This window comes from Polaromonas sp. (genome assembly GCF_029945895.1).
Classification (GTDB): Bacteria; Pseudomonadota; Gammaproteobacteria; order Burkholderiales; family Burkholderiaceae_C; genus Polaromonas.
In genome coordinates, this window is the sequence record NZ_JAQSDL010000115.1 from 10,015 (window position 1) to 30,003 (window position 19,989).

General features: G+C 62.9%; 18 protein-coding genes, 1 pseudogene and 1 riboswitch. Of the genes and pseudogenes, 5 read left to right on the forward strand and 14 right to left on the reverse strand.

Translation table 11 applies throughout. From position 1 onward, the window contains the following. Nucleotides 1-109 (forward strand): annotated as a pseudogene (locus tag PSV33_RS18280) (phenylacetate-CoA oxygenase subunit PaaJ); the annotation flags it as partial. A 163-nt stretch (nucleotides 110-272) separates the two neighbouring features. Continuing rightward, entirely contained in the window at nucleotides 273-1,397 is a 1,125-nt protein-coding gene (locus tag PSV33_RS18285) for a 2Fe-2S iron-sulfur cluster-binding protein (RefSeq protein WP_300563950.1), read from the forward strand. Nucleotides 1,398-1,602: 205 nt separating this feature from the next. On the opposite strand, the gene PSV33_RS18290 is transcribed toward PSV33_RS18285, so the two are convergent. The 10 genes from PSV33_RS18290 to ahcY form a co-directional block, all read right to left on the reverse strand. Further along, nucleotides 1,603-1,935: a hypothetical protein gene (locus PSV33_RS18290; protein WP_300563951.1), complete on the reverse strand. Its 333-nt coding sequence runs from the start codon at nucleotides 1,933-1,935 to the stop codon at nucleotides 1,603-1,605. Between the two features lie 61 nt (nucleotides 1,936-1,996). After that, nucleotides 1,997-3,028: a cytochrome d ubiquinol oxidase subunit II gene (locus PSV33_RS18295; protein ID WP_300563953.1), complete on the reverse strand. Its 1,032-nt coding sequence runs from the start codon at nucleotides 3,026-3,028 to the stop codon at nucleotides 1,997-1,999. Continuing rightward, entirely contained in the window at nucleotides 3,021-4,424 is a 1,404-nt protein-coding gene (locus PSV33_RS18300) for a cytochrome ubiquinol oxidase subunit I (protein WP_300563955.1), read from the reverse strand. The genes PSV33_RS18295 and PSV33_RS18300 overlap by 8 nt, the downstream gene beginning before the upstream one ends. Next, nucleotides 4,424-5,050 (reverse strand): GbsR/MarR family transcriptional regulator, encoded by a 627-nt coding sequence (locus PSV33_RS18305; RefSeq protein ID WP_300563957.1) that lies wholly within the window; start codon nucleotides 5,048-5,050, stop codon nucleotides 4,424-4,426. Before PSV33_RS18305 ends, PSV33_RS18300 begins: the two co-directional genes overlap by 1 nt. 396 nt (nucleotides 5,051-5,446) lie before the next feature. Then, entirely contained in the window at nucleotides 5,447-5,977 is a 531-nt protein-coding gene (locus PSV33_RS18310; protein ID WP_366945610.1) for a BON domain-containing protein, read from the reverse strand. 36 nt (nucleotides 5,978-6,013) lie between these two features. Then, on the reverse strand, nucleotides 6,014-6,517 hold the full coding sequence (locus tag PSV33_RS18315) for an SRPBCC family protein (RefSeq protein WP_300563959.1): 504 nt from the start codon (nucleotides 6,515-6,517) through the stop codon (nucleotides 6,014-6,016). Nucleotides 6,518-6,854: 337 nt separating this feature from the next. Beyond that, nucleotides 6,855-7,490, reverse strand: a complete 636-nt coding sequence (locus tag PSV33_RS18320; protein ID WP_300563961.1) for a septal ring lytic transglycosylase RlpA family protein — start codon at nucleotides 7,488-7,490, stop codon at nucleotides 6,855-6,857. Nucleotides 7,491-7,503: 13 nt separating this feature from the next. Continuing rightward, the gene (gene metF / locus PSV33_RS18325; protein WP_300563963.1) at nucleotides 7,504-8,334 is read right to left on the reverse strand and encodes a methylenetetrahydrofolate reductase [NAD(P)H]; all 831 of its coding nucleotides are present in this window, start codon (nucleotides 8,332-8,334) and stop codon (nucleotides 7,504-7,506) included. Nucleotides 8,335-8,365: 31 nt separating this feature from the next. Beyond that, on the reverse strand, nucleotides 8,366-9,367 hold the full coding sequence (locus PSV33_RS18330) for a TlyA family RNA methyltransferase (RefSeq protein WP_300563965.1): 1,002 nt from the start codon (nucleotides 9,365-9,367) through the stop codon (nucleotides 8,366-8,368). A 144-nt stretch (nucleotides 9,368-9,511) separates the two neighbouring features. Next, nucleotides 9,512-10,951, reverse strand: coding sequence for an adenosylhomocysteinase (ahcY, locus tag PSV33_RS18335; RefSeq protein WP_300563967.1), 1,440 nt, complete (start codon nucleotides 10,949-10,951; stop codon nucleotides 9,512-9,514). A 101-nt stretch (nucleotides 10,952-11,052) separates the two neighbouring features. Then, nucleotides 11,053-11,127: riboswitch (S-adenosyl-L-homocysteine riboswitch) on the reverse strand. Nucleotides 11,128-11,346: 219 nt separating this feature from the next. On the opposite strand from ahcY, the gene PSV33_RS18340 reads away from it, so the two are divergent. Further along, entirely contained in the window at nucleotides 11,347-12,162 is an 816-nt protein-coding gene (locus tag PSV33_RS18340; RefSeq protein ID WP_300563969.1) for an HAD-IIB family hydrolase, read from the forward strand. Nucleotides 12,163-12,263: 101 nt separating this feature from the next. Here the strand turns inward: PSV33_RS18340 and PSV33_RS18345 are convergent, their stop codons facing one another. The 4 genes from PSV33_RS18345 to PSV33_RS18360 all read right to left on the reverse strand — a co-directional run bounded on the left by PSV33_RS18345 (nucleotide 12,264) and on the right by PSV33_RS18360 (nucleotide 17,308). After that, nucleotides 12,264-14,969: a sensor histidine kinase gene (locus PSV33_RS18345; protein WP_300563971.1), complete on the reverse strand. Its 2,706-nt coding sequence runs from the start codon at nucleotides 14,967-14,969 to the stop codon at nucleotides 12,264-12,266. Next, nucleotides 14,969-15,220 (reverse strand): hypothetical protein, encoded by a 252-nt coding sequence (locus tag PSV33_RS18350; protein ID WP_300563973.1) that lies wholly within the window; start codon nucleotides 15,218-15,220, stop codon nucleotides 14,969-14,971. The genes PSV33_RS18345 and PSV33_RS18350 overlap by 1 nt, the downstream gene beginning before the upstream one ends. A 3-nt stretch (nucleotides 15,221-15,223) precedes the next feature. Then, complete coding sequence (locus tag PSV33_RS18355) at nucleotides 15,224-15,574, reverse strand: response regulator (protein ID WP_300563975.1); 351 nt, start codon at nucleotides 15,572-15,574, stop codon at nucleotides 15,224-15,226. Between the two features lie 141 nt (nucleotides 15,575-15,715). Next, nucleotides 15,716-17,308 carry a short-chain fatty acyl-CoA regulator family protein gene (locus PSV33_RS18360; protein WP_300563977.1) on the reverse strand — a complete coding sequence of 531 codons (1,593 nt, stop codon included), beginning with the start codon at nucleotides 17,306-17,308 and terminating at the stop codon, nucleotides 15,716-15,718. Nucleotides 17,309-17,524: 216 nt separating this feature from the next. Here PSV33_RS18360 and PSV33_RS18365 point away from each other — a divergent pair, with 216 nt between their 5' ends. Together PSV33_RS18365 and PSV33_RS18370 are read left to right on the forward strand one after the other, a co-directional pair. Further along, the gene (locus PSV33_RS18365; protein ID WP_300563979.1) at nucleotides 17,525-18,865 is read left to right on the forward strand and encodes a substrate-binding protein; all 1,341 of its coding nucleotides are present in this window, start codon (nucleotides 17,525-17,527) and stop codon (nucleotides 18,863-18,865) included. Nucleotides 18,866-18,971: 106 nt separating this feature from the next. Continuing rightward, a complete protein-coding gene (locus tag PSV33_RS18370) occupies nucleotides 18,972-19,988 on the forward strand; it encodes a branched-chain amino acid ABC transporter permease (RefSeq protein ID WP_300563981.1) in 1,017 nt (338 codons plus the stop codon). Nucleotide 19,989 lies beyond the last annotated feature (1 nt).

A 19,989-nucleotide genomic window follows, 5' to 3' on the forward strand; every position in this document is an offset into this window, starting at 1 on the left:
CGGCTCGGTCAACACCACCGAGACTTCGCACTTCGGCGCCACCGCCTGCAAGGCGTTGTACAAGTGCCTGGACTGTCTGGAACCCTTCGACTACTTCAAAAGTTATTGAATGGCCCCCACGCCTGTCACTTCGTGTGCTGCGCTTCCCCCCGAGGGGGCCGCTGCGCCTGCGGGCTGGCAAAGCCAGACCCGCAGCCCCTGCTTGAAAAGGGAAAAAGCCCCACGATCGCTCCCTGCGCCACGCGGCGGTTCCTGTTACTGAGACTCACCCCATGTCCGTTCCCCACTTCCATTCGCTCGTCATCAAACGTGTCACCCCCGAAGCGGCCGGCGCTGTGGCCATCAGTTTTGCGATTCCGCCCGAACTGCGAAGCCTGTATGGCTTCACGCCGGGCCAATTCCTCACACTCAAGGCCACGATAGACGGCGAGCCGGTGCGCCGCAGCTACTCCATCTGCAGCAGCACGCAGCGCCTGGCCGCAGAAAACGACATCGAGGTGGGCATCAAGCCGGTCCAGGGCGGCGTCTTTTCCAACTGGGCCACGCAGCTGCAACCCGGCGACACCCTGGAGGTGATGCCGCCGGACGGCCGCTTCACGCCGCGCCTGAGCGGTGCGGTGCACCGCGTCGGCTGGGCGGCCGGCTCGGGCATCACGCCGCTGCTGTCCATCATCGCCAGCACGCTGGCCGGCGAGCCGGCGTCCAGCTTCACGCTGGTGTACTGCAACCAGCGCACCGGCAGCATTCTGTTCAATGAAGCACTGCAGGACCTCAAGGACCGTCATCCGTCCCGCCTGAGCCTGGTGCACCTGCTCTCGCGCCAGTCGCAGGATGTTCCGTTGTTCAACGGCCGGCTGGACGCGGCCAAGGTCAGCGAACTGCTGGCCACCCTGATCCCGCCAGCCAGCATTGACGAAACCTTTGTCTGCGGCCCGGAAGCCATGATTGAAGGCTGCCTGCAGGCCCTGCTGGCGGCCGGTGTGCCGAAGGAACGCATCCACGCCGAACGTTTCACCAGTTCGGCACCACCCCCCAACGCTATGAAATCAGGAGCTGTTGGCGCAGAAGGGACGGGGGCTGAAGGTCAAAAAGGCTTGAAGAACGAGGACTCCCTCGGCACCATCCGTCTGTCAGTACAGCTTGACGGCAAGGCGCACGAGCTGCGCATGTTTGCGCATGAACGCGTGCTGGACGTGGCACTGGCCGCCGGCCTGGACCTGCCTTACAGCTGCAAGGGCGGCGTCTGCTGCACCTGCCGCGCCAAGGTGCTCGAAGGCCAGGTCGCCATGGAGAAAAACTTCACGCTGGAAGACTGGGAAGTACAAAAAGGTTTTGTGCTGAGTTGCCAGGCGCGGCCCTTGAGCGAACACGTGACCGTCAGCTATGACGAAAGGTGACTAGGGCCCCCACGTTCGCTCACTGCGTGTAGCTCTCTGCACCTTGCAGGCCGCCGCTTGCCAGAGGCTTCGCTTCTGTCGCCTGTTCAAACCTGCACGGGCAGGTTTGGAGCCGCAGGCTCCAGCCCCGAGGGGGGCGCTGCGCCTGCGGACTGGCAGAGCCAGATCCGCGGCCCCTGCTTGACAGGAAATCCCAGGGATGCCGTCAGTGCGTGCGTGAATTCCAGACTTCCAGCTCGAAAAACGCATTCTGCGCGGCGATCTGCATCTGCCGGAAAACAGCGCGCGTGGCGTGTTCGGCAGCCTGCTCCCAGCGGGCAATCGCCTGGAGTTCTTCGCTGGATCGGCACCCCCCAGGATTTTCGGCCCGCATCGAACGCACCGCCGTCCATTCCACGTACGCGCCACGCACGGCGGATGCGCCGCCCAGCGCGTGCTCCAGTACTTCCAGAAATTTCTGTTCGGCTGTCTGGCGCTGCTCGTCGGTCAGACCGCCGGCTGAATGCAGGGTCGCGTTGTATTTGCTATGCAATCTCATGGGAATGGGTGGCGGCGCAACAAAGTTCGGCGATTTTATCGCTGCTTCGGCCGCTGTTCAATCAATACTTCAGCGCCGTGCTTTTCCCCCAGAAGACGCGGTAGGCAAACACCGTGTAGCCGACGATCATGGGCAACACGACCAACGCACCCACCAGAATGACCCCCATGGCTTCGGGCGCCGTCGCCGCCTGCCAGATGGTGATGCGGTCGATGACCAGCCACGGAAACAGGCTGTAGGCCAGCCCGTAAAACGCCAGCAGAAAGATTCCGACGGTGGCACCAAACGGTACCCAGGCCCCGTATTCGTTGCCCTGGCCCAGCCGCACCGGCAGGCGCTGCAGGCTGCGCCAGATGACGGCAAACAGCACGGCCGTGGCCACCGGAATCGGCAGCAGCAGCACGATGTTCGGAAACGAAAACCACTTTTCGAAAATGCGCTGGCTGACCAGCGGCGTGGCGATCGAGATGGCGGCCACCCCGGCCATGGTGAACAGCAGGCTGGCACGCGCCCAGCGCACCGCCTGCAGCTGCAGCGCGCCTTCTGACTTGATGATGAGCCAGCCGGCGCCCAGCAGGCAGTAGGCGGCCACCAACGCCGCACCAATCACGGCATTGAACACCAGGGTCCACCAGGTGTCGGCAAAACCGGTGATCAGCGAGCCCAGCATGTAGCCCTGGGCCCAGCTGGCCAGCAGCGAGCCGGTGTAGAACAGGCGGTTCCACAGCGGCTTGTGCGCGGCGCGTGCCTTCACGCGAAAGTCAAAGGCCACACCGCGCAAGGTCAGCCCGATCAGCATGAAGGCCACCGGCAGATACAGCGCCCCCAGAATGACACCGTGCGCCAGCGGGAACACGGTGAGCAAGATGCCGACGCCCAGCACCAGCCAGGTTTCATTGGCGTCCCAGAAGGGGCCGATGCTGGCAATCATGGTGTCCTTGTCGTCGTCGCTGGCGCGGCGCATCAACACGCCTACGCCCAGGTCGTAACCGTCCAGGATCACATAGGCCAGCATCGCCAGGCCCATGACCACCAGGAAAACAATGGGCATCCAGCCCGCGGCCTGCGTCAGGTCGGGTGCAAGTTCAAGCACGGGGAGCTCCTTCCTGTTGTGGGTAGGTCACGGGGTTGGGCGTGTCTTCCAGGCCGGTGCCAAACGGCTTGTCCGCATGTTTCCTGTGGCGCGCGAGATAAAACACCACCGAGATGTAGGCCACGATCAGCGCCGCATACAGCGTGAGGTAGAGGGACAGGGTAAGGGCAATGCGCGGTGCCGGCACTTTGGACGCGGCGTCGGCCGCCGTCAACACACCGGTCACCAGCCAGGGCTGGCGGCCAATTTCGGTCACGTACCAGCCGGCGATCAGCGCCACCCAGCCGGCAAAAGTCATGGCCACCAGCAGCTTCGCATGCCAGGGCCGCAGGTTGCGCTCCGTCCCCTTCTTCCACGGTGCAAGTTGCCAGGTAGCGGCCCAGCTCACGGCCAGCATCAACAGCCCCATGCCCACCATGATGCGGAAGGCCCAGAACACCGGCGCCACCGGCGGGTGTTTGCCTTCAAACTGGTCCAGGCCCTTGACCTCGCCATCGAGCGAATGCGTCAGGTACAGCGAGGCCAGTTTCGGGATGGCGATTTCGTAGCGGTTCTCCTTCGCCTTTTCGTCGGGCAAGGCAAACAGGACCGCCGGTACGCCCTTTTCGGTTTTCCAGATGCCTTCCATGGCCGCCAGTTTGGCCGGCTGGTGTTCCAGCGTGTTCAGCCCGTGGAAGTCGCCGGCGACGATCTGCAGCGGAATCAGGAAGGCGGCCAGGTAGACGCCGGTTTTCAGGCTGGCCATGACCTCGGCGCCGCGGTCATTTCGCAGCCAGCGGTAGGCCGAAATGCCGGCCACCAGAAACGCCACCGTCAGGCCGGAGGCCAGCAGCATGTGCACCAGGCGGTAGGGAAACGAGGGGTTGAAGATCACCTCGAACCAGCTGGTCACATGCGCCTGGCCATTGATCATTTCAAAGCCGGCCGGGGTCTGCATCCAGGAGTTCAGCGCCAGGATCCAGAACGCCGAGAGTGTGGTGCCGCCGGCCACCAGCAGCGTGGCTACGGTGTGCAGGGTTTCGCTCACACGTTCGCGACCGAACAGCATCACGCCCAGCATGGTCGCCTCCAGGAAGAAAGCCGTCAGCACTTCGTAGGCGAGCAGAGGCCCGGCGATGTTGCCGACCTTTTCCATGTAGCCGGGCCAGTTGGTGCCGAACTGGAAACTCATGGTGATGCCGCTGACCACGCCCAGCGCAAAGGTCAGCGCAAAAATCTTCACCCAGAACTGGTAGGCATCCATCCAGTGCTGCTGGCCGGTCTTGACGAAGCGCAGCTTGAAAAACAGCAGCACCCAGGCCAGCGAGATGCTGATCGTCGGGAACAGGATGTGAAAGGTGATGTTGGCCGCAAATTGAATGCGCGCCAGCAGGAATGCGTCGAGTCCGTCCATCATCAGCTCCGGTTGTTTTCTTCAGTCACAGCGGCCGGCGGTGCGACCAGCTTGGGCGCTGCGGCGCGGCCTGTCAAGCCGGCCTTCACCGTGCTGGTGACCTTGTCCTTGACCTCCAGCAGCTTCTGCACTTTGGCGCCCATCTTCATCAGGCTGACCAGCGTGGCCGAATCCATCTTCTGCACGTCGGCCAGCCAGCCGGTCATGAGCTCGATCAAATCGTGCATCTGCTTCATGCGCGCCTGGGCGTGAATGTCGTCACTGGCCGAAGGCTGCTCCATCAGCGCGTCGCGCAGCATGGACAGCGTGGGGTCAATCTCGCGCTTGCGCCGCTCCTCGGCCAGCGTGCGGAAAATGGCCCACACGTCTTCGGGCGCCTGGAAATACTCGCGCCTGTCATTGGGCAGGTGCTGCAGCCGCACCAGGTTCCACGACTGCAGTTCCTTGAGCCCCATGCTGACGTTGGAGCGCGAAAACGCCAGCGCCTCGCCAATGTCGTCGGCATTGAGCGCGCGCGGCGAGACATACAGCAAGGCATAAATCTGCCCCACGGTGCGGTTGATGCCCCAGCGGCTGCCCATTTCGCCGAAGTGAAGGACAAAACGCTGGGTCAGGGGAGCAAGGTTCATGGAAGCGGCCTGTTGAATTTTCAGAAATTACTGAAATTCTAGTAAGTTAAGGATTTTTCTGCTGGCGACCAGGTATTGGCATCGCCGTCAGCCCTCTGCGCAAGTCATGAGCAGGGCGAAATTTTCACGCAAAAAGTGCCTTGCGCCCTTTAACAGCGGGCGCAGGCAGCTATCAATAACATAGCAGATCAGGACCGCAACGGCTCTCCCGGCGCGACAGGCGCGACAGGCGCGGCCACGCTTGCGGCAAGCACCCTCTCGTGCGCCCCTCCTTGGGAAGCGTCTTTCCCTTGATCAACCCTCAGGCTCAGGGAAGCACCGCCCCTGAAAAAACAGATCGAACGCTTTTCACCGCACCAGCGCGCCAAGGTTTTTTGCGGTGCTCATGGCCCGCACTCACCTGGCCGGCCCGGGCGCCACGGGCGCGGTGCTGTATGGAGGCTTGGCCGAGATGCCCACGCTCAAATAATTGATCACCCCCATCACGTCATCGACCAGCAGGGCGGACTGCTCCATGGCTCTGGCCTGTTCCTGCGTCTGCACGCAACCCATCAGCGTCACCAGCCGCCGCTCCCCGAGCACCCAGACGCTGGTGTTGTTGAAGCGCCCGTCCTTCTGCAGGTAGCTGACCATGCGGGGAATGATCTCCCGGTCGTAGAGGTAGGAGTTGGGCAGCCGGCAGCGGCCCGAGCGGAAGCAGCTGTTGCCATGCTGGGCGCGCACATGCGCCTCTGCCCGCACCTGGTCCGGCGTGAACATCGGGCCTTCGGGCACCGGGCAGCCGGGCATGGCAGACGTCACCTGCAGAAAGGGATCGTTGAAATGGTTGCCACGCTCTTTTGGCCCGCTCACCTTTTCCTGCGCCATCAAGGCGAGGGGCAGCACCGTCAGGACGATGGGCAGCAGAACCAGTTGGCGAAGTTTCATGTTTCCTCCGGTGACGCATGACAACAGCAGGCATTTTCACGGCAAGGGCTTGGGCGCGCCCACCAGTTCGGCAAGCTGGTCGGCACACTGGCCCCAGCCCTGGTGGAAGCCCATTTTTTCGTGCGCCTCGCGGTCGGCAACGCTCCAGTGCAGTACGCGGGCGGTGTAGCGGGTTTTTCCGCCTTCGTTTTCAAAAGTCAGTACCCCTGTCATGAAGGGCTTCTCCGATGGCGTCCAGGCATCGGTGTAGGCGTCGGTGAACACGAGGCGCTCGTTCTCCACCACGTCAAGGTAGATGCCGCGGCTGGGGAACTCCTGGCCTTCGGGGCTGCGCATCACGACCAGGCTGGAGCCACCGGGCCGCACATCCATCTCGGCGCGCGAGATGCTCCAGGGCCGGGGCGCAAACCATTGCACCACCAGCTCGGGCCGGGTCCAGGCCTGGAACAGTTTTTCACGCGGCGCGGCGATCAGGCGGGTCAAGACCAGTTCGCGGTCGGAAGCGGGCATCATGGGAGGGTTCTTGTTTGAGGCGGTCATGCAGTTTTCCTTTGAGGTGGATTGAACAAGGGCCTTTTCAGGCATTTCATCTGAACGACGATCGGGGCGAGTCCTTTTCGACAGGAAACGGAGAAACCAGATGTAAATGCCCGGCTCTTGCCATTCGCCATGGTTCATGAGGCGGCACGGGTGCTATGGTTTCAGGAGCTGCTTTTGCTCTTCCCATAAGGGCTGGAGGCCGATTTGATGGATGAACGCGTTCCCGGCGAACATTGAGCGACTATTTCAGCGGGGCTCCGCTTCCGCGCACGCGGGGCGGGCATTTTCTTTGGCCGAAGTCCGACATAGGGTCCGCGGACAAGCGTGATGACCGCGTTCAGCGCACCCTGGGCACTGGCGTGCGTCTGGCGCTGCGCCGGGATTTTCTGACCGGTGGCGGCGGCGCGACGGCCACGGCCGGTGTGGAATCGGGAACCAGCAACACCACTTCCTTGAAGCCCAGGCCCAACATGCCGAGTTCCGCCGCGGCGGCGCGGCTCACGTCGATGATGCGGTTGCGGCTGAAGGGGCCGCGATCGGTGATGCGCAGATCCACCTCGCGACCATTGACCAGGCTGTGCACCCGCACCATGGTGCCAAACGGCAAGGTGCGGTGAGCGGCCGTAAAGGCGTTCATGTCATAACGTTCGCCGCTGGCCGTCAACCGGCCATGAAAACCCGGGCCGTACCACGACGCGGCGCCACGCTCGAACTCGCGCGCGGGCTCACCGTCGAGCAGTGCCGGCCGCGACAGATCGCTGGAGGGACCTGGGGACAGTCGTGGGGCATCCTCCGTCGGCGTGCCCACGGCCTCGGGGCTGGCGGGCATGGGCGCCGGCGTGGCTATCGGCACAGGGTCAGGCGCCGAGCGGCCGGGTGACGGTGGCGTTGTAGTCGTGCAGGCCGCCAGCAGGGCCAGCAAGCCAAGGGCCGTGGCCTGCCGGATGATGCGCAGCTTCAGCAGACCGGCCAAAACAGGGATTTCTTCAAACCGGCTGCAAGCGGCGGATGATCTCTGTGGTCGCCGCGGCCTGGTTCATCGTATAAAAATGAATGCCCGGCACACCCGCGGTGCGCAGCTGGTCACACAGGGCGGTGATCACATCGAGACCAAAGCTCTTGATGGACGCGGTGTCGTCGCCGAAGCCCTGCAGGCGCAGGCGGATCCAGCGCGGAATCTCGGCACCGCAGGCATCGGAAAACCGCATGAGCTGGGTCGAGCTGGTGATCGGCATGATGCCGGGCACCACGGGTACGTCCACACCCAGCCGGCGGGTGTCCTCGACAAAGCGGAAGTAGGCCTCCGCATTGAAAAAATACTGGGTGATGGCCGAATTGGCGCCGGCCTGGACCTTGGCTGCAAAGGCCTGCAAATCGGCATCGGCCGACTTGGCCTGCGGGTGAATCTCGGGGTAGGCCGCCACCTCGATGTGAAAGGCATCGCCGGTGAAGTCGCGGATGAACGCCACCAGGTCGCTGGCGTAATGGAACTCGCCACCGATGCCGTAACCGCTGGGCAAATCGCCGCGCAGCGCCACCAGGCGCTTGACGCCCATGGCCTGCAGGGCGGCGAGTTGCTGACGCACCGTGGCCTTGGTCGCACCGACACACGAGAAGTGGCAGGCGGCCGCCACGCCTTCCTTCAGGATTTCGCCGACCGTGCCAAAGGTGCCTTCCTGGGTGGAACCACCGGCGCCAAAGGTGACCGAGCAGAACTCGGGCTGGTGCGTGTACAGCGCCTGGCGCGTCAGGCGCAGCTTGTCGGCACCCTCGGGCGTCTTGGGCGGAAAAAATTCAAAACTGATGGGCAGGTTCATCGCAGTTGTCTCTGTCTGTCTGTCTGTCTGATCATTCTTCGTCGGGTTTGGTGCGGCGTTTTCCGCGCGCCGGGCCGTGCTGGCCCGCGTGGGCTTCCTCCGAGTCCTCATGCGCTTCATGCAGCGCGCGCAGTTCGGCGCGCGGTGTGCGTTTGACGGCCTTGCGCGGGGGCGGCGCCGGCAGCGGCTGGTCTTCACCGATGTTGTTGTGGCCCTTGACAGCGTGAATGAAGAACTCACGGTTGCCGTCCCCGCCTTCGATCGGCGAGGCCAGCCAGGCCTTCACGTCCAGACCCAGCGCAGCGCAGGCATCACGCAGACGCTTTTCGACAAATTCAAAATGCTCGGCGTCGCGCACAATGCCGCCCTTGCCGATCTGGCCGGGCTGCAGTTCGAACTGGGGTTTGACCAGCATCAGCAGATGGCCGCCGGCTTTCAGCAGGCGCACCACGGCCGGCAGCACCAGCGTGAGGGAGATGAAAGACAGGTCGCCGGTCAGGAAGTCAAAGTTGGCCTCAACGGGCTCCCTCTCTTCATCGTCGAAGTTTTCATCGTCAAATTCGCCCTCAGCGCCCGTCGCATGGACGGAACCAGCTACCAAATCAATAGCAGTCATGGAACGGGCGTTGAGACCTTCAATACACACCACACGGGCGTCCTCGCGCAGGCTGGGGTGCAACTGGCCATGGCCCACGTCCACACCCACCACTTGCACGGCACCGTGCTGCAACAGGCAGTCGGTGAAACCGCCGGTGGATTGTCCGACGTCCAGGCAACGCAGGCCGGCCACGCTGAGGCCGGTGCTCTTGAGCGCCCCCTCGAGCTTGAGCCCGCCACGCGAGATGTATTTGGATTCGGTGGTGTCGGGAATCTGCAGCTCGGCACCCTCCGGAATCTCGTCACCGTTTTTGGCGACCTTTTTCCAGGGCGCGCTTTCCTCGGCGCGCCACAGAACGCCCGAAGCGATCAGGCGCTGGGCCTGGGACCGGGTGGCGGCAAAGCCGTTGTCAACGAGAAAGAGGTCAGCGCGCATGGTTTTAAATCCTGGAAACTTCAGGGGCGCAGCGAGCGCCCGTCAGCCAAGGCGCGGGTGGCTGCGAACCGGAACGTACTTCAGGTACGTGAGGATTCGCAGACGGGCCCCGCAACACAGGATCACGGGCGCGCAGTAGCCCAATCAGTAGCGGTAGGTGTTGGCCTTGTACGGGCCGGCCTTGGACACGCCGATGTAGGCCGCCTGCTCGTCGCTCAGTTCGGTCAGCATCGCGCCGACTTTCTTCAGGTGCAGACGGGCGACTTTTTCGTCGAGGTGTTTCGGCAGCACATAGACCTTGCCCACTTCGTAGTCGGCCTGTTTGGTGAACAGTTCGATTTGCGCAATGGTCTGGTTGGCAAAGCTGGACGACATCACAAAGCTCGGGTGGCCGGTGCCGCAGCCGAGGTTCACCAGGCGGCCCTTGGCCAGCAGGATGATGCGTTTGCCGTCCGGGAAGATCACGTGGTCGACCTGCGGCTTGATCTCTTCCCAGGTGCATTTTTCCAGCGCAGCGACGTCGATCTCGTTGTCGAAGTGGCCGATGTTGCAGACGATGGCCTGGTCCTTCATGGCCGCCATGTGTTCGTAGGTGATCACGTTCTTGTTGCCGGTGGCGGACACGAAGATGTCGGCCTTGTCGGCAGCGTATTCCATGGTCACGACCTTGTAGCCTTCCATCGCGGCCTGCAGGGCGTTGATCGGGTCGATCTCGGTGACCCAGACTTGCGCGGACAGCGCGCGCAGGGCCTGGGCGGAGCCCTTGCCCACGTCGCCGTAACCGGCCACGCAGGCGACCTTGCCGGCAATCATCACGTCGGTGGCACGCTTGATCGCGTCAACCAGGGATTCGCGGCAGCCATAGAGGTTGTCGAACTTGGACTTGGTCACCGAATCATTGACGTTGATGGCGCGCAGGGCCAGCGTGCCCTTGGCCGACATCTCGTTCAACCGCAGCACGCCGGTGGTGGTTTCTTCCGTCACGCCGATGATGTGGGGCAGGCGACGGCTGTACCAGGTCGGGTCGATCGCGAGCTTGGCCTTGATCGCGTTGAACAGGCAGATTTCCTCTTCGCTGGTGGGCTTGGAGATCAGGCTGGCGTCTTTCTCGGCCTTGGTGCCCAGGTGCATCAGCAACGTGGCGTCGCCGCCGTCGTCCAGGATCATGTTCGGGCCTTCTTCAGGCGTGCCTTTGGCGCCGCTGAATTCGAAGATGCGGTGGGTGTAGTCCCAGTAGTCGGCCAGGGTTTCGCCCTTGATGGCGAACACCGGTGTGCCGGCGGCGGCAATCGCGGCAGCGGCATGGTCCTGCGTGGAGAAGATGTTGCAGGAAGCCCAGCGCACGTCAGCGCCCAGGGCCTGCAGGGTTTCGATCAGCACGCCGGTCTGGATGGTCATGTGCAGCGAACCGGTGATGCGCGCGCCCTTGAGCGGCTGGGCTTTCGCGAATTCCTCGCGAATCGCCATCAGGCCGGGCATTTCGGTCTCGGCAATTTTCAGTTCCTTGCGGCCCCAGGCGGCAAGCGAAATGTCGGCAATCACGTAGTCAGGAGCGGTCTGGGCGGGTTTCAATACGGCGTTCATGGGGTATCTCCAAAATCAAGAGTCCAACTGGGCAAAATAGCCACGGCCACAAGGCGTCAGGTCGAGGGTGGGTTGGTCAACTCACCCGGCTTGAAAGCACATGCGGGTGAGCGTGGTTGCAGATGAATATCCTGAGCCTAGACCACATGCCGTGGGTTGCAACGCTCCTCAGGAAGCCTGAATTATACCGAAACAAGCCGTGGGCCGCTTGCCAACTGGGGGCCACCTCTCCCCAAGCTCAGGACGAGCGGGTAAATGGCCACCGCGAAGGCATCTCTTCGCAAGCAGGGGCCGCGGTCCGGCTTTGCCGGCCGCAAGGCGCAGCGCCCCCCCCGGGGGCAGCGACCACACGCAGTGGGGAGCGTGGGGGCTATGGTCCGTGCGAAAATTTCACCATGCAAGAACTGAGCAACTGGCCGGCCGCCGAGCGCCGCGCCATCACCGGCGTTTTCACCGACATCGACGACACCCTGACCACCGAAGGCGCGATCACGCCCGATGCGCTGCGGGCGCTGGCGGACCTGAAGGCTGCCGGCCTGCATGTGATTCCCATCACCGGCCGCCCGGTGGGCTGGAGCGAACCTTTTGCACTCGCCTGGCCGGTGGATGCCATCGTTGCGGAAAACGGTGCGGTGGCGCTGCTTTCAAGTCAAATCAGGGTGCAGCCCTCGTCTGGAGGGCGCGAGCAGCTATCAAAAAGATACCAGCAGGACGAAGAAACACGGCTCATCAACTATGCCCGCATGTTGCAGGTGGCGGCCCGCGTGACGCGCGAGGTGCCCGGCGCGGTGATCTCGCAGGACAGTCCGGGGCGCGAAACCGACATCGCGATCGACCACAGCGAGTTTGTGCACCTTCCGCCGGCCGCGATCGCGCAGGCGGTGCAGATCATGCAAAGCGAAGGCATGAACGCGACGGTCAGTTCCATCCACATCAACGGCTGGTTCGGCGCGCACAACAAGCTCGAAGGCGCGCGCTGGATCGTGCGCGAGCTGTTCGGGCGCAACCTTGACGCGGAAATGGCGAACTGGGTGTATGTCGGCGACTCGACCAACGACCAGCTCATGTTCGAGGCCTTCGCGCACTCGGTGGGCGTGGCCAACATCCGCCGCTTTGAAGCCGAGCTGAGCCACAAACCGCGCTACATCACCCAGGGTGAACGCGGGGCCGGTTTTGCCGAAGTGGCGGCGGCGCTGCTTGCGGTCAACTAGCCTGCTCCAGGGCCTCCAGCCCTTACCCCCTATGAGCAGTTTGCTATCGAATTGATATCAAGCTCAGTACTCACATCGCGCAGGGCTGCGCCGCTGCCACATCACAAAGCGCAGAGACCCAGCCGCACACGAAAGCAGGCTCCGGGATGCATGTCGTCCACCAGTACCAGTGTGCCGTTCAGGCGGCGCATGATCTGCCAACTGATTGCCAGGCCAAGGCCGGCGCCGTGCGCGGCTGAATGGGCATGCAGCCAGCCGCGTGAAAATTTGCTGAAAATACGCTCGCGCTCGTCGGGGTGGATGCCGGGGCCATTGTCCTGGACCAGCACCTGGTAACACCCGTCAGTGATGCAGGCTGAAATACGTACCTGCGGCTGGGGGTTGGTGTTGTACTTGATCGCGTTGGCGATCAGGTTGATGAACACCTGGCCAAGCCTGTCATTGTCGGCACGCACCAGCGCCCCACCGGCCAGGTTGTCGTACACCAGCGCCACGCCCGCCGCGGCGGCCAGCCCCTCACACACCCGCATGGCATTATCCAGAGCGACCTGGGGATCGACGATATCCAGCGACCAGTGATCCTCGCCGCCTTCCAGCGCGCTGAGATCAAGAATGCCGTCCAGCAAGCGGGTCAGGCGGATGCTCTCCGCGTGGATGATGTTCATGTAGCGCCTGGCGTCCTGCGCGGGGATGTCGGGCGTGTCCAGCAGGATTTCGGAGAATGAGCGGATCGAAGTCATGGGGGTGCGAACCTCATGACTGACCTTGCTCAGAAAGTCGTCTTTCTGCCCGTCGAGCAGCGTCAGCCGATGGTTGGCGGACCGCAGTTCTTCCGCGCTCGCAGCCAGTTGTTGGGACTGCTCCTCCAGGCGGTGGCTGTAGTCGCGAATGCGCTGTGTTTCATCGGCAATCTTCAGCAATTCCGAAAGGCTGATGGTCTCACCGGTCACAACCTGGGACACCATGGCACGCGCACTCGCTGCGCCCACGCTGCCGGCCAGCTTGCGCTCCAGCTCGGTGATCAGGGCGTCACCGGCGATCAGGTCGTGCGGGTCCCGCTGTGCCAGGCGGTTGCCGTCGGCGAACAGGCGCTGCGCCTCCTCCGCCCCGATCACCCGCTGGGCCAGCACATTGAGATCATGGGCCGAGGCCGAGCGGCTGACGATACGGGAGGTGTCTGCCGCCCGGTGATGAAAGACATCGACGAACAAGGCACCCTGCAGGTGCTCCAGCGGTTTGGGTTCGCTGAAAAGCGACACAAAAACAAATGTCAGGATGTTGGCGGACATGCTCCAGAAAACCGAATGCACCAGCGGATCAAGGCCCTCCAGGCCGAACAGGGCATGCGGGCGGAGCAAGGACGAACCCCACAGGCCGAAGTTGATATCGGCGGTGCTCAGGAACAGGTCACCCCGGAAGCCGGGCAACAACAGCGTATACGCCCAGAAGGCGGCGCCGGCAATCAGCCCGGCCAGAGCGCCGCGGCCCGTCGCCCGGCGCCAGAACAGCCCGCCCACCAGACAAGGCAGCAATTGCGCCGCGCCTGCAAAGGCGACCAGCCCGATGGACGCAAGCGCGTCCAGCCGGCCGGACAGGCGAAAATAAAGAAAGGCGAGAAGCAGAACAATACAGATACTGGTGCGCCGCGTGACAAGCAAAAACCGCCGCACGTCCCCGCTGGCGTTGAGCGAAACCCACGGCAAACGCATCGCAATGGGCAGCACAATGTGGTTGGAGATCATGGTCGAAAGTGCAATACACCCCACGATCACCATCGAGGTGGCCGACGAAAAGCCGCCGAGAAAAGCCAGCAGCGCGACATTGCCCTGGCCGGCCCACATCGGCAGTGTCAACACGAACATGTCGGGGTTTGCGCCCTGGGGCAGGTAGCTGAGCCCCGCGATGGTGATGGGTATCACGAACAGGCTGATCAGCATGAGATACAGGGGGAACAGCCAGGCAGCCGTCTGCAGATGGCGCTCGTCGCCGATCTCCACCACGGTCATCTGGAACTGCCGCGGCAGGCAGATGACTGCCGCACCGGCCAGAAAAATCAGCGTGATCCAGCGCGGCCCGAAGACCTCGCTGGTGCGCAGCAGGTCTTGCGGCATGCGGTCAAAAATTTCACGCGGCCCGTCTGCAATGCCGAACACCACAAACAGGCCAACGCCCAGCAACGCCACCAGCTTCACGACGGCTTCCACGGCGATCGCGGCCACCACGCCGTGATGGCGTTCGTTGGCATCAATGTTGCGCGTCCCAAACAGGATGGTGAAGGCCGCCATGCCCGCCGCGATCCAGAACGCGAGCTGGAAGTTGGGCTGACCGATCGGAATGCCGCTCAGCGCGTCCGGGCCGGTGCGGCTGAATATCTGGAAGCTGGTGGTCAGGGCCTTGAGTTGAAGCGCGATGTAAGGCGTGGTGGCCGCCGCTGCAATCAGCGTCACGAGCGCGGCGATGGCGGGACTTTTGCCGTAGCGCGAGGAGATCATGTCCGCGATCGAGGTGATCCGGTGAATCTGCCCGATGCGCACCAGCTTGCGCAGGAAGAACCACCACCCTGCAAAAACCAGCGTCGGCCCCAGGTAAATCGTCAGGTATTCGAGACCGTTGCGCGCGGCGGACCCGACAGCGCCGTAAAACGTCCAGGAGGTGCAGTAAATCGAAATCGAGAGCGTGTAGGTAACCGGCGAACGCAGCCACCCCAGCTGGCCCCGCCGCGCGCGCCGGTCGCTGATGAATGCCACACCGAAAAGAAAGGTGACATAGACAAGCGCAACAACGAGGGGAAGGTTCGCGGAAAGCATCAGGCTTGGTCTGTGGCGTCCTCGTCTGGTGCAGCCGGCGCGGTGGGTGGTTCCAGACGGCGCACCAGCAAGACCGTCACCAGCACAATGGCGAGCCACACGCCAAAGATATACACCACGATCAATGGAATACCGAAAGGGCGCAGTGGCCCCGTGAACAGGGTGATGAACGGCGGGAACAGAAGAAAGAGCCCCAATGCCGGCAACAGCACCGCCGCGCTTTGTGCTCTATGCGAGGGCGTGCCGTCCATGGCTCAGGTGCCGCACAGGCGTTTGACCTGCTCGACCAGGTCGCGGTTGGAAAACGGTTTGGTGATGTAGGCGTCGGCGCCGGCCTCCTCGGCGCGGGCTCGGTCATGCGCCTGGGCCGTGGCGGTCAGCATGATGACCCGGATCGCGCTGAGGCGGGCGTCGGACTTGACCGCCTTGAGCACTTCGAAGCCATTGCGCCGCGGCAACATGACATCCAGGATCACGAGCGCTGGCGGACTGGAACTGCGCAGGCGTGCCAACGCGGTTTCGCCGTCGCCCACGCTGGAGACCTGGTGCCCTTCGCGGCGCAGGATAAAGCTCACCGATTCCACGATGTTGGCTTCATCTTCCACGATCAGTATCCGCCCAGCCATATGTTTCCTTGGTCGTCTTCGCCACCACACCATGCACAAGGTGGTCTGCGGCGGCGGCTGCTTTGATCCAGCGAGCGCTGCAGGCAGTCTAGCCTTGCACACCCGCACGCGGCAGCGAACTTACCCTATGGGCAGGGATTGGTTAGGCAAGCCGACGATGGCGTCCTCCTGCCGGTAGCTGCAGTTCTGGCGCACGCAGACCCGGCACGCCGGACCCACTGGCACAGCCGGGGCGCCGGCAGACATGTCGAGCCCTTCGCCGTACACCATCTGGTCGGCAAACAGCGCGTGGCACACCAGCATCACGGACATGAAGTGGGGCGGCATGGCGTATACAGCCTGCTGCTTCTCGACCGCGCGGGCGATCAGCAGATAGCGGTCGCCGCGCGGAAACTCGGCAAGCTGGCGAACGGTGGTGCGGGGCGTCCGAAAAGCTTCGTAGACCGCCCACAGCGGACAGGCCGGACCATGACGGGGCTGCGGCCATTGCGGCAGCACCAGTCGTTTGCGGATACGCCCGGCGGGGTCGCAGCGCATGAAACCGAATCGGACACCTTCGACACCGGGCCGGCGCAAGGTCACCAGGCGGTGGCAGACCTGCTCGAAACTGGTACGGAACATGTCTCCGAGACGGTCGATGTCGTAACGCAACGCGACGGCGGCGGCACGGAAATCCCCATAAGGCATCAGCATCGCGCCCGCGATGTATGAAGCCAGTACGCGCGCACTGCCCAACCTGGCCTCCGCCGATGCAAGGCAGGCCGATGCTTCAATTTGGGCACTGATGGCGTCGCCGGCGTCCAGCTCGGCGCACAGCTGCGCCAGCCTGAAACGCCGGGTCGATTCCGCGGCCCGTTCTGACAGGGTCAGGGTGCGCGAGACCGGGTCATAGGGCGAGGACGTCTGTGCCGGCGCGCCGGCACCGGGCATGGCAACGCGCAGCGTGACGCCATGCACGCGCGCCAGATAGTCAAGCAGTGCCGACCCGATATCGCCGCCGTGCAGGCCAACAGCATCCCGCAATGCCACAGCGGCCTCTTCGAGCGCCGGAAAATAATTGTCGTTTTCGGCCAGAAAGTCATCGATCTGTTCGCCCGGTGTGATCGGCCAATGCATGGGCTGCGATTTGGTGAACAGGCCAGCGAGCGCCCAGGACACATCGGACAGCCGGCGGCTGTCGCTGGCGATGATTTCCACGAAGCGTTGCCGCTGTGCATCGTCCAGCCCCCTGTCGCTTTCGAGAATCTCGGAGGCCGAGCGAATGGCCGTGATGTGGGTCAGCATGTTGTGAACCGCTTCGCCCAGCACCGGGTCCTGATTCAGGCGGTCGGACAGCGCGCTGACGGCTTCGTCACGATCCAGATACGCGCGGTGCAGGCTGACCAGCGCGCGCGCCCAGCCGGAATAGGGTGACGATACGAGCGCGGCGGCAGATGAAGGCGCCAGGGCCAGTGGCGCCACGACCGGGTCAGAAGCGATCAATGCCACGTCATCCACCAGCCGGCGTTGTGCCGCACCGTCAAACGCATCGATCGGCACGCCCAGCGCATCTGAAACCCGTTTCAGCAGGGCGCCCCCGATGTTGCGCCGGTTGGCTTCGATCAGGTTCAGGTAAGACGCGGAGATACCGAGCTGAGCGGCCAGACCGGCCTGCGTCATGCCCTTCGATTTACGCCGTTCGCGGATTCTCGAACCAGCCAGCAGAAGTGCCACGGTGTCTCCCTACAAACCCTCGCTTTGCTGCACTGCAAGGTGAATTCTTTACAGACTGACTCATTAGAAAATTAATTATTTACAAGATTTCTCTTTGTTGTCAATTACTTATTGTTTGATTGACAACCAATGCTTACGCTTGCGCCAGATCACCTCTGGCCGCTTTGCGACCTCCGGTAATCGGATCGTTCAACCCAACCGACGGAGACATCAAGCATGACCAACGATTTACGACGTACCGCCCTCAAGCGCATTGCCGCACTCAGCGCCGGCGTGGCCGCCCCCTCCCTGTTTATCCCCAAGGCCTGGGCCGCCAACAAATTCCGCAACGACCCGGGTAACTCCAAAACCGTGACCTTCGGCTGGACAGTGCCGCAAACCGGCCCCTATGCTGACGAGGGCGCTGACGAGTTGAAGGCCTTCAAGCTTGCGGTCAAACACCTGAACGGCGAGGGCGATGGCGGCATGCTCAAGACCATGAAGCCGACGAGTCTCAAGGGCAACGGTGTGCTCGGCAGGAAGGTCGTGTATGTCACAGGCGACACCCAGACCAAAGCCGATGCGGCGCGCGCCACGGCCAAGCGGATGATTGAAAAAGACGGCGTGATCATGTTCTCTGGCTGCTCGTCATCGGCGGTCGCCGTGGCGCTGCAGTCCCTGGGGCAGGAGATGGGCGTGATCTACATGGACGGCCTGACTCACTCGAACGACACCACCGGCAAGGATCGCCGGCGCTACGGTTTTCGCCACTTCTTCAACGCGAAGATGTCGGGCGCCGCACTCGGGCCGGTGCTTGGCAAGGAAATGGGAAAGGACCGCAAGGCCTACCACCTGACGGCCGACTACACCTGGGGCTGGACCCAGGAAGAGTCCATGAAGGAATCCACCGAGGCACTGGGCTGGAAGACCGTGGCTGCCGTGCGTACACCGCTGGGCGCAGCCGACTTCTCGCAGTACATCACTCCCGTGCTCAATTCGGGCGCCGACGTGCTGATCCTGAACCACTACGGCAAGGACATGGTCAACTCGTTGACCCAGGCGGTGCAGTTCGGACTGCGCAACAAAACCGTCAACGGCAAGAAGTTCGAAATCGTCGTGCCACTGTTTTCCGAGCTGATGGCGCAGGGTGCGGGTGATGCCGTGAAAGGCATCCTCGGCACCGCGAACTGGGACTGGAAACTCCCCGATGCCGGAACCAAGGCATTTGTCAAATCGTTCGGCGACGAATATGGCTCTCCTCCGTCGCAGGCCGCACACACCTGTTACGTCCAAGCGCTGCTGTATGCCAACGCATGCGAGATGGCCGGTACTTTTTATCCGCCCGAAGTCATCAAAAAACTCGAGGGTTTCAAATTCGACGGCATGGGCAACGGGGCCACCGAATACCGCGCCGAAGACCACCAATGCCTCAAGGACGTGCTGGTGGTGCGCGGCAAACAAAAACCGGACAACAAGTTTGACCTGATGGAGATCGTGCAGGTCGTGCCGCGGAAACAGGTGGAATATGCACCGTCGATACTCGGCGGCGCGCTCGGCCCGTACGAAGTGACAAGCTGAGTCGGCGCACCAGCACACCCCTGTAGCGCAGACCGGCCTCGGAGGCGCAGGGGCCGGTCTGCGCAGATTTCATCAATTCACCCCACCGGTTCCAGAAATTACACCCATGGATGCAATCATCCTCCAACTGTTGAATGGCCTGGACAAGGGCGGCGCCTACGCGCTGATTGCGCTCGGCTTGACCCTGATTTTCGGCACCCTGGGTGTCGTCAACTTCGCACACGGCGCCCTCTTCATGATGGGCGGCTTTTGCGCCGTCAGCATGCACAGGTTGCTGACAATTTCCCAGCGGGTGAAGGACGAAAGCATTACGTTCTTCGATAGCTACAAGGAAATCCCCTATCTCCAGACCTGGTTCGGAGACACCGGCCTGACAATGATCGACTATGCGGTGCCACTGTCGATTCTCCTGACCATACCGGTGATGCTCCTGCTCGGCGTGGTGATGGAGCGCGGCCTGATTCGCCACTTCTATCGCCGCACCCATGCGGACCAGATACTGGTCACTTTCGGGTTGGCCATCGTGCTGCAGGAATTGATCAAGGCATATTTCGGCGCCAATCCGATCCCGACATCGGCGCCCGAGATTGTCTCCGGCACGGCGAATATCGGCCTTTATTTCGGCTTCAGCGACAGCATCAGTTATCCGTGGTGGCGGCTGGTTTATTTCCTGTTCGCGAGCCTGATCATCGGCCTGGTGTTTGCGTTCCTGCGGTTTACGACCTTCGGCATGGTGGTGCGTGCCGGCATGCAGGACCGCGAGACCGTCGGCCTGTTCGGCATCGATATCGGGCGCCGTTTCACCGTCGTGTTTGGCCTCGCGGTAGTGGTCGCAGGCCTCGCCGGCGCCATGTACACACCCATCCTTCCGCCCGACTACCACATGGGCATGGAATTTCTGGTGCTTTCATTCGTCGTTGTGGTTGTCGGCGGCATGGGCTCGCTCCCCGGGGCTGTGGCAGCCGGCTTCCTGCTCGGAGTCCTGCAGTCGCTTGCGTCGATGAACGAAGTCACGAGTCTCCTGCCGGGCATCGACCAGATCATCATCTACCTGGTCGCCGTCATCATCCTGCTAGTGCGTCCGCGGGGCCTGTTTGGTCTCAAAGGCGTGATGGAAGACTGAG

Excerpts from the sequence above, each read along its gene's own strand:
- PSV33_RS18285 (WP_300563950.1), top strand. The coding sequence starts at position 273 with ATGTCCGTTCCCCACTTCCATTCGCTCGTCATCAAACGTGTCACCCCC.
- PSV33_RS18290 (WP_300563951.1), bottom strand. The coding sequence starts at position 1,935 with ATGAGATTGCATAGCAAATACAACGCGACCCTGCATTCAGCCGGCGGT.
- PSV33_RS18300 (WP_300563955.1), bottom strand. The coding sequence starts at position 4,424 with ATGATGGACGGACTCGACGCATTCCTGCTGGCGCGCATTCAATTTGCG.
- PSV33_RS18305 (WP_300563957.1), bottom strand. The coding sequence starts at position 5,050 with ATGAACCTTGCTCCCCTGACCCAGCGTTTTGTCCTTCACTTCGGCGAA.
- PSV33_RS18310 (WP_366945610.1), bottom strand. The coding sequence starts at position 5,977 with ATGAAACTTCGCCAACTGGTTCTGCTGCCCATCGTCCTGACGGTGCTG.
- PSV33_RS18315 (WP_300563959.1), bottom strand. The coding sequence starts at position 6,517 with ATGACCGCCTCAAACAAGAACCCTCCCATGATGCCCGCTTCCGACCGC.
- metF (WP_300563963.1), bottom strand. The coding sequence starts at position 8,334 with ATGAACCTGCCCATCAGTTTTGAATTTTTTCCGCCCAAGACGCCCGAG.
- PSV33_RS18330 (WP_300563965.1), bottom strand. The coding sequence starts at position 9,367 with ATGCGCGCTGACCTCTTTCTCGTTGACAACGGCTTTGCCGCCACCCGG.
- ahcY (WP_300563967.1), bottom strand. The coding sequence starts at position 10,951 with ATGAACGCCGTATTGAAACCCGCCCAGACCGCTCCTGACTACGTGATT.
- PSV33_RS18340 (WP_300563969.1), top strand. The coding sequence starts at position 11,347 with ATGCAAGAACTGAGCAACTGGCCGGCCGCCGAGCGCCGCGCCATCACC.
- PSV33_RS18345 (WP_300563971.1), bottom strand. The coding sequence starts at position 14,969 with ATGCTTTCCGCGAACCTTCCCCTCGTTGTTGCGCTTGTCTATGTCACC.
- PSV33_RS18350 (WP_300563973.1), bottom strand. The coding sequence starts at position 15,220 with ATGGACGGCACGCCCTCGCATAGAGCACAAAGCGCGGCGGTGCTGTTG.
- PSV33_RS18365 (WP_300563979.1), top strand. The coding sequence starts at position 17,525 with ATGACCAACGATTTACGACGTACCGCCCTCAAGCGCATTGCCGCACTC.
- PSV33_RS18370 (WP_300563981.1), top strand. The coding sequence starts at position 18,972 with ATGGATGCAATCATCCTCCAACTGTTGAATGGCCTGGACAAGGGCGGC.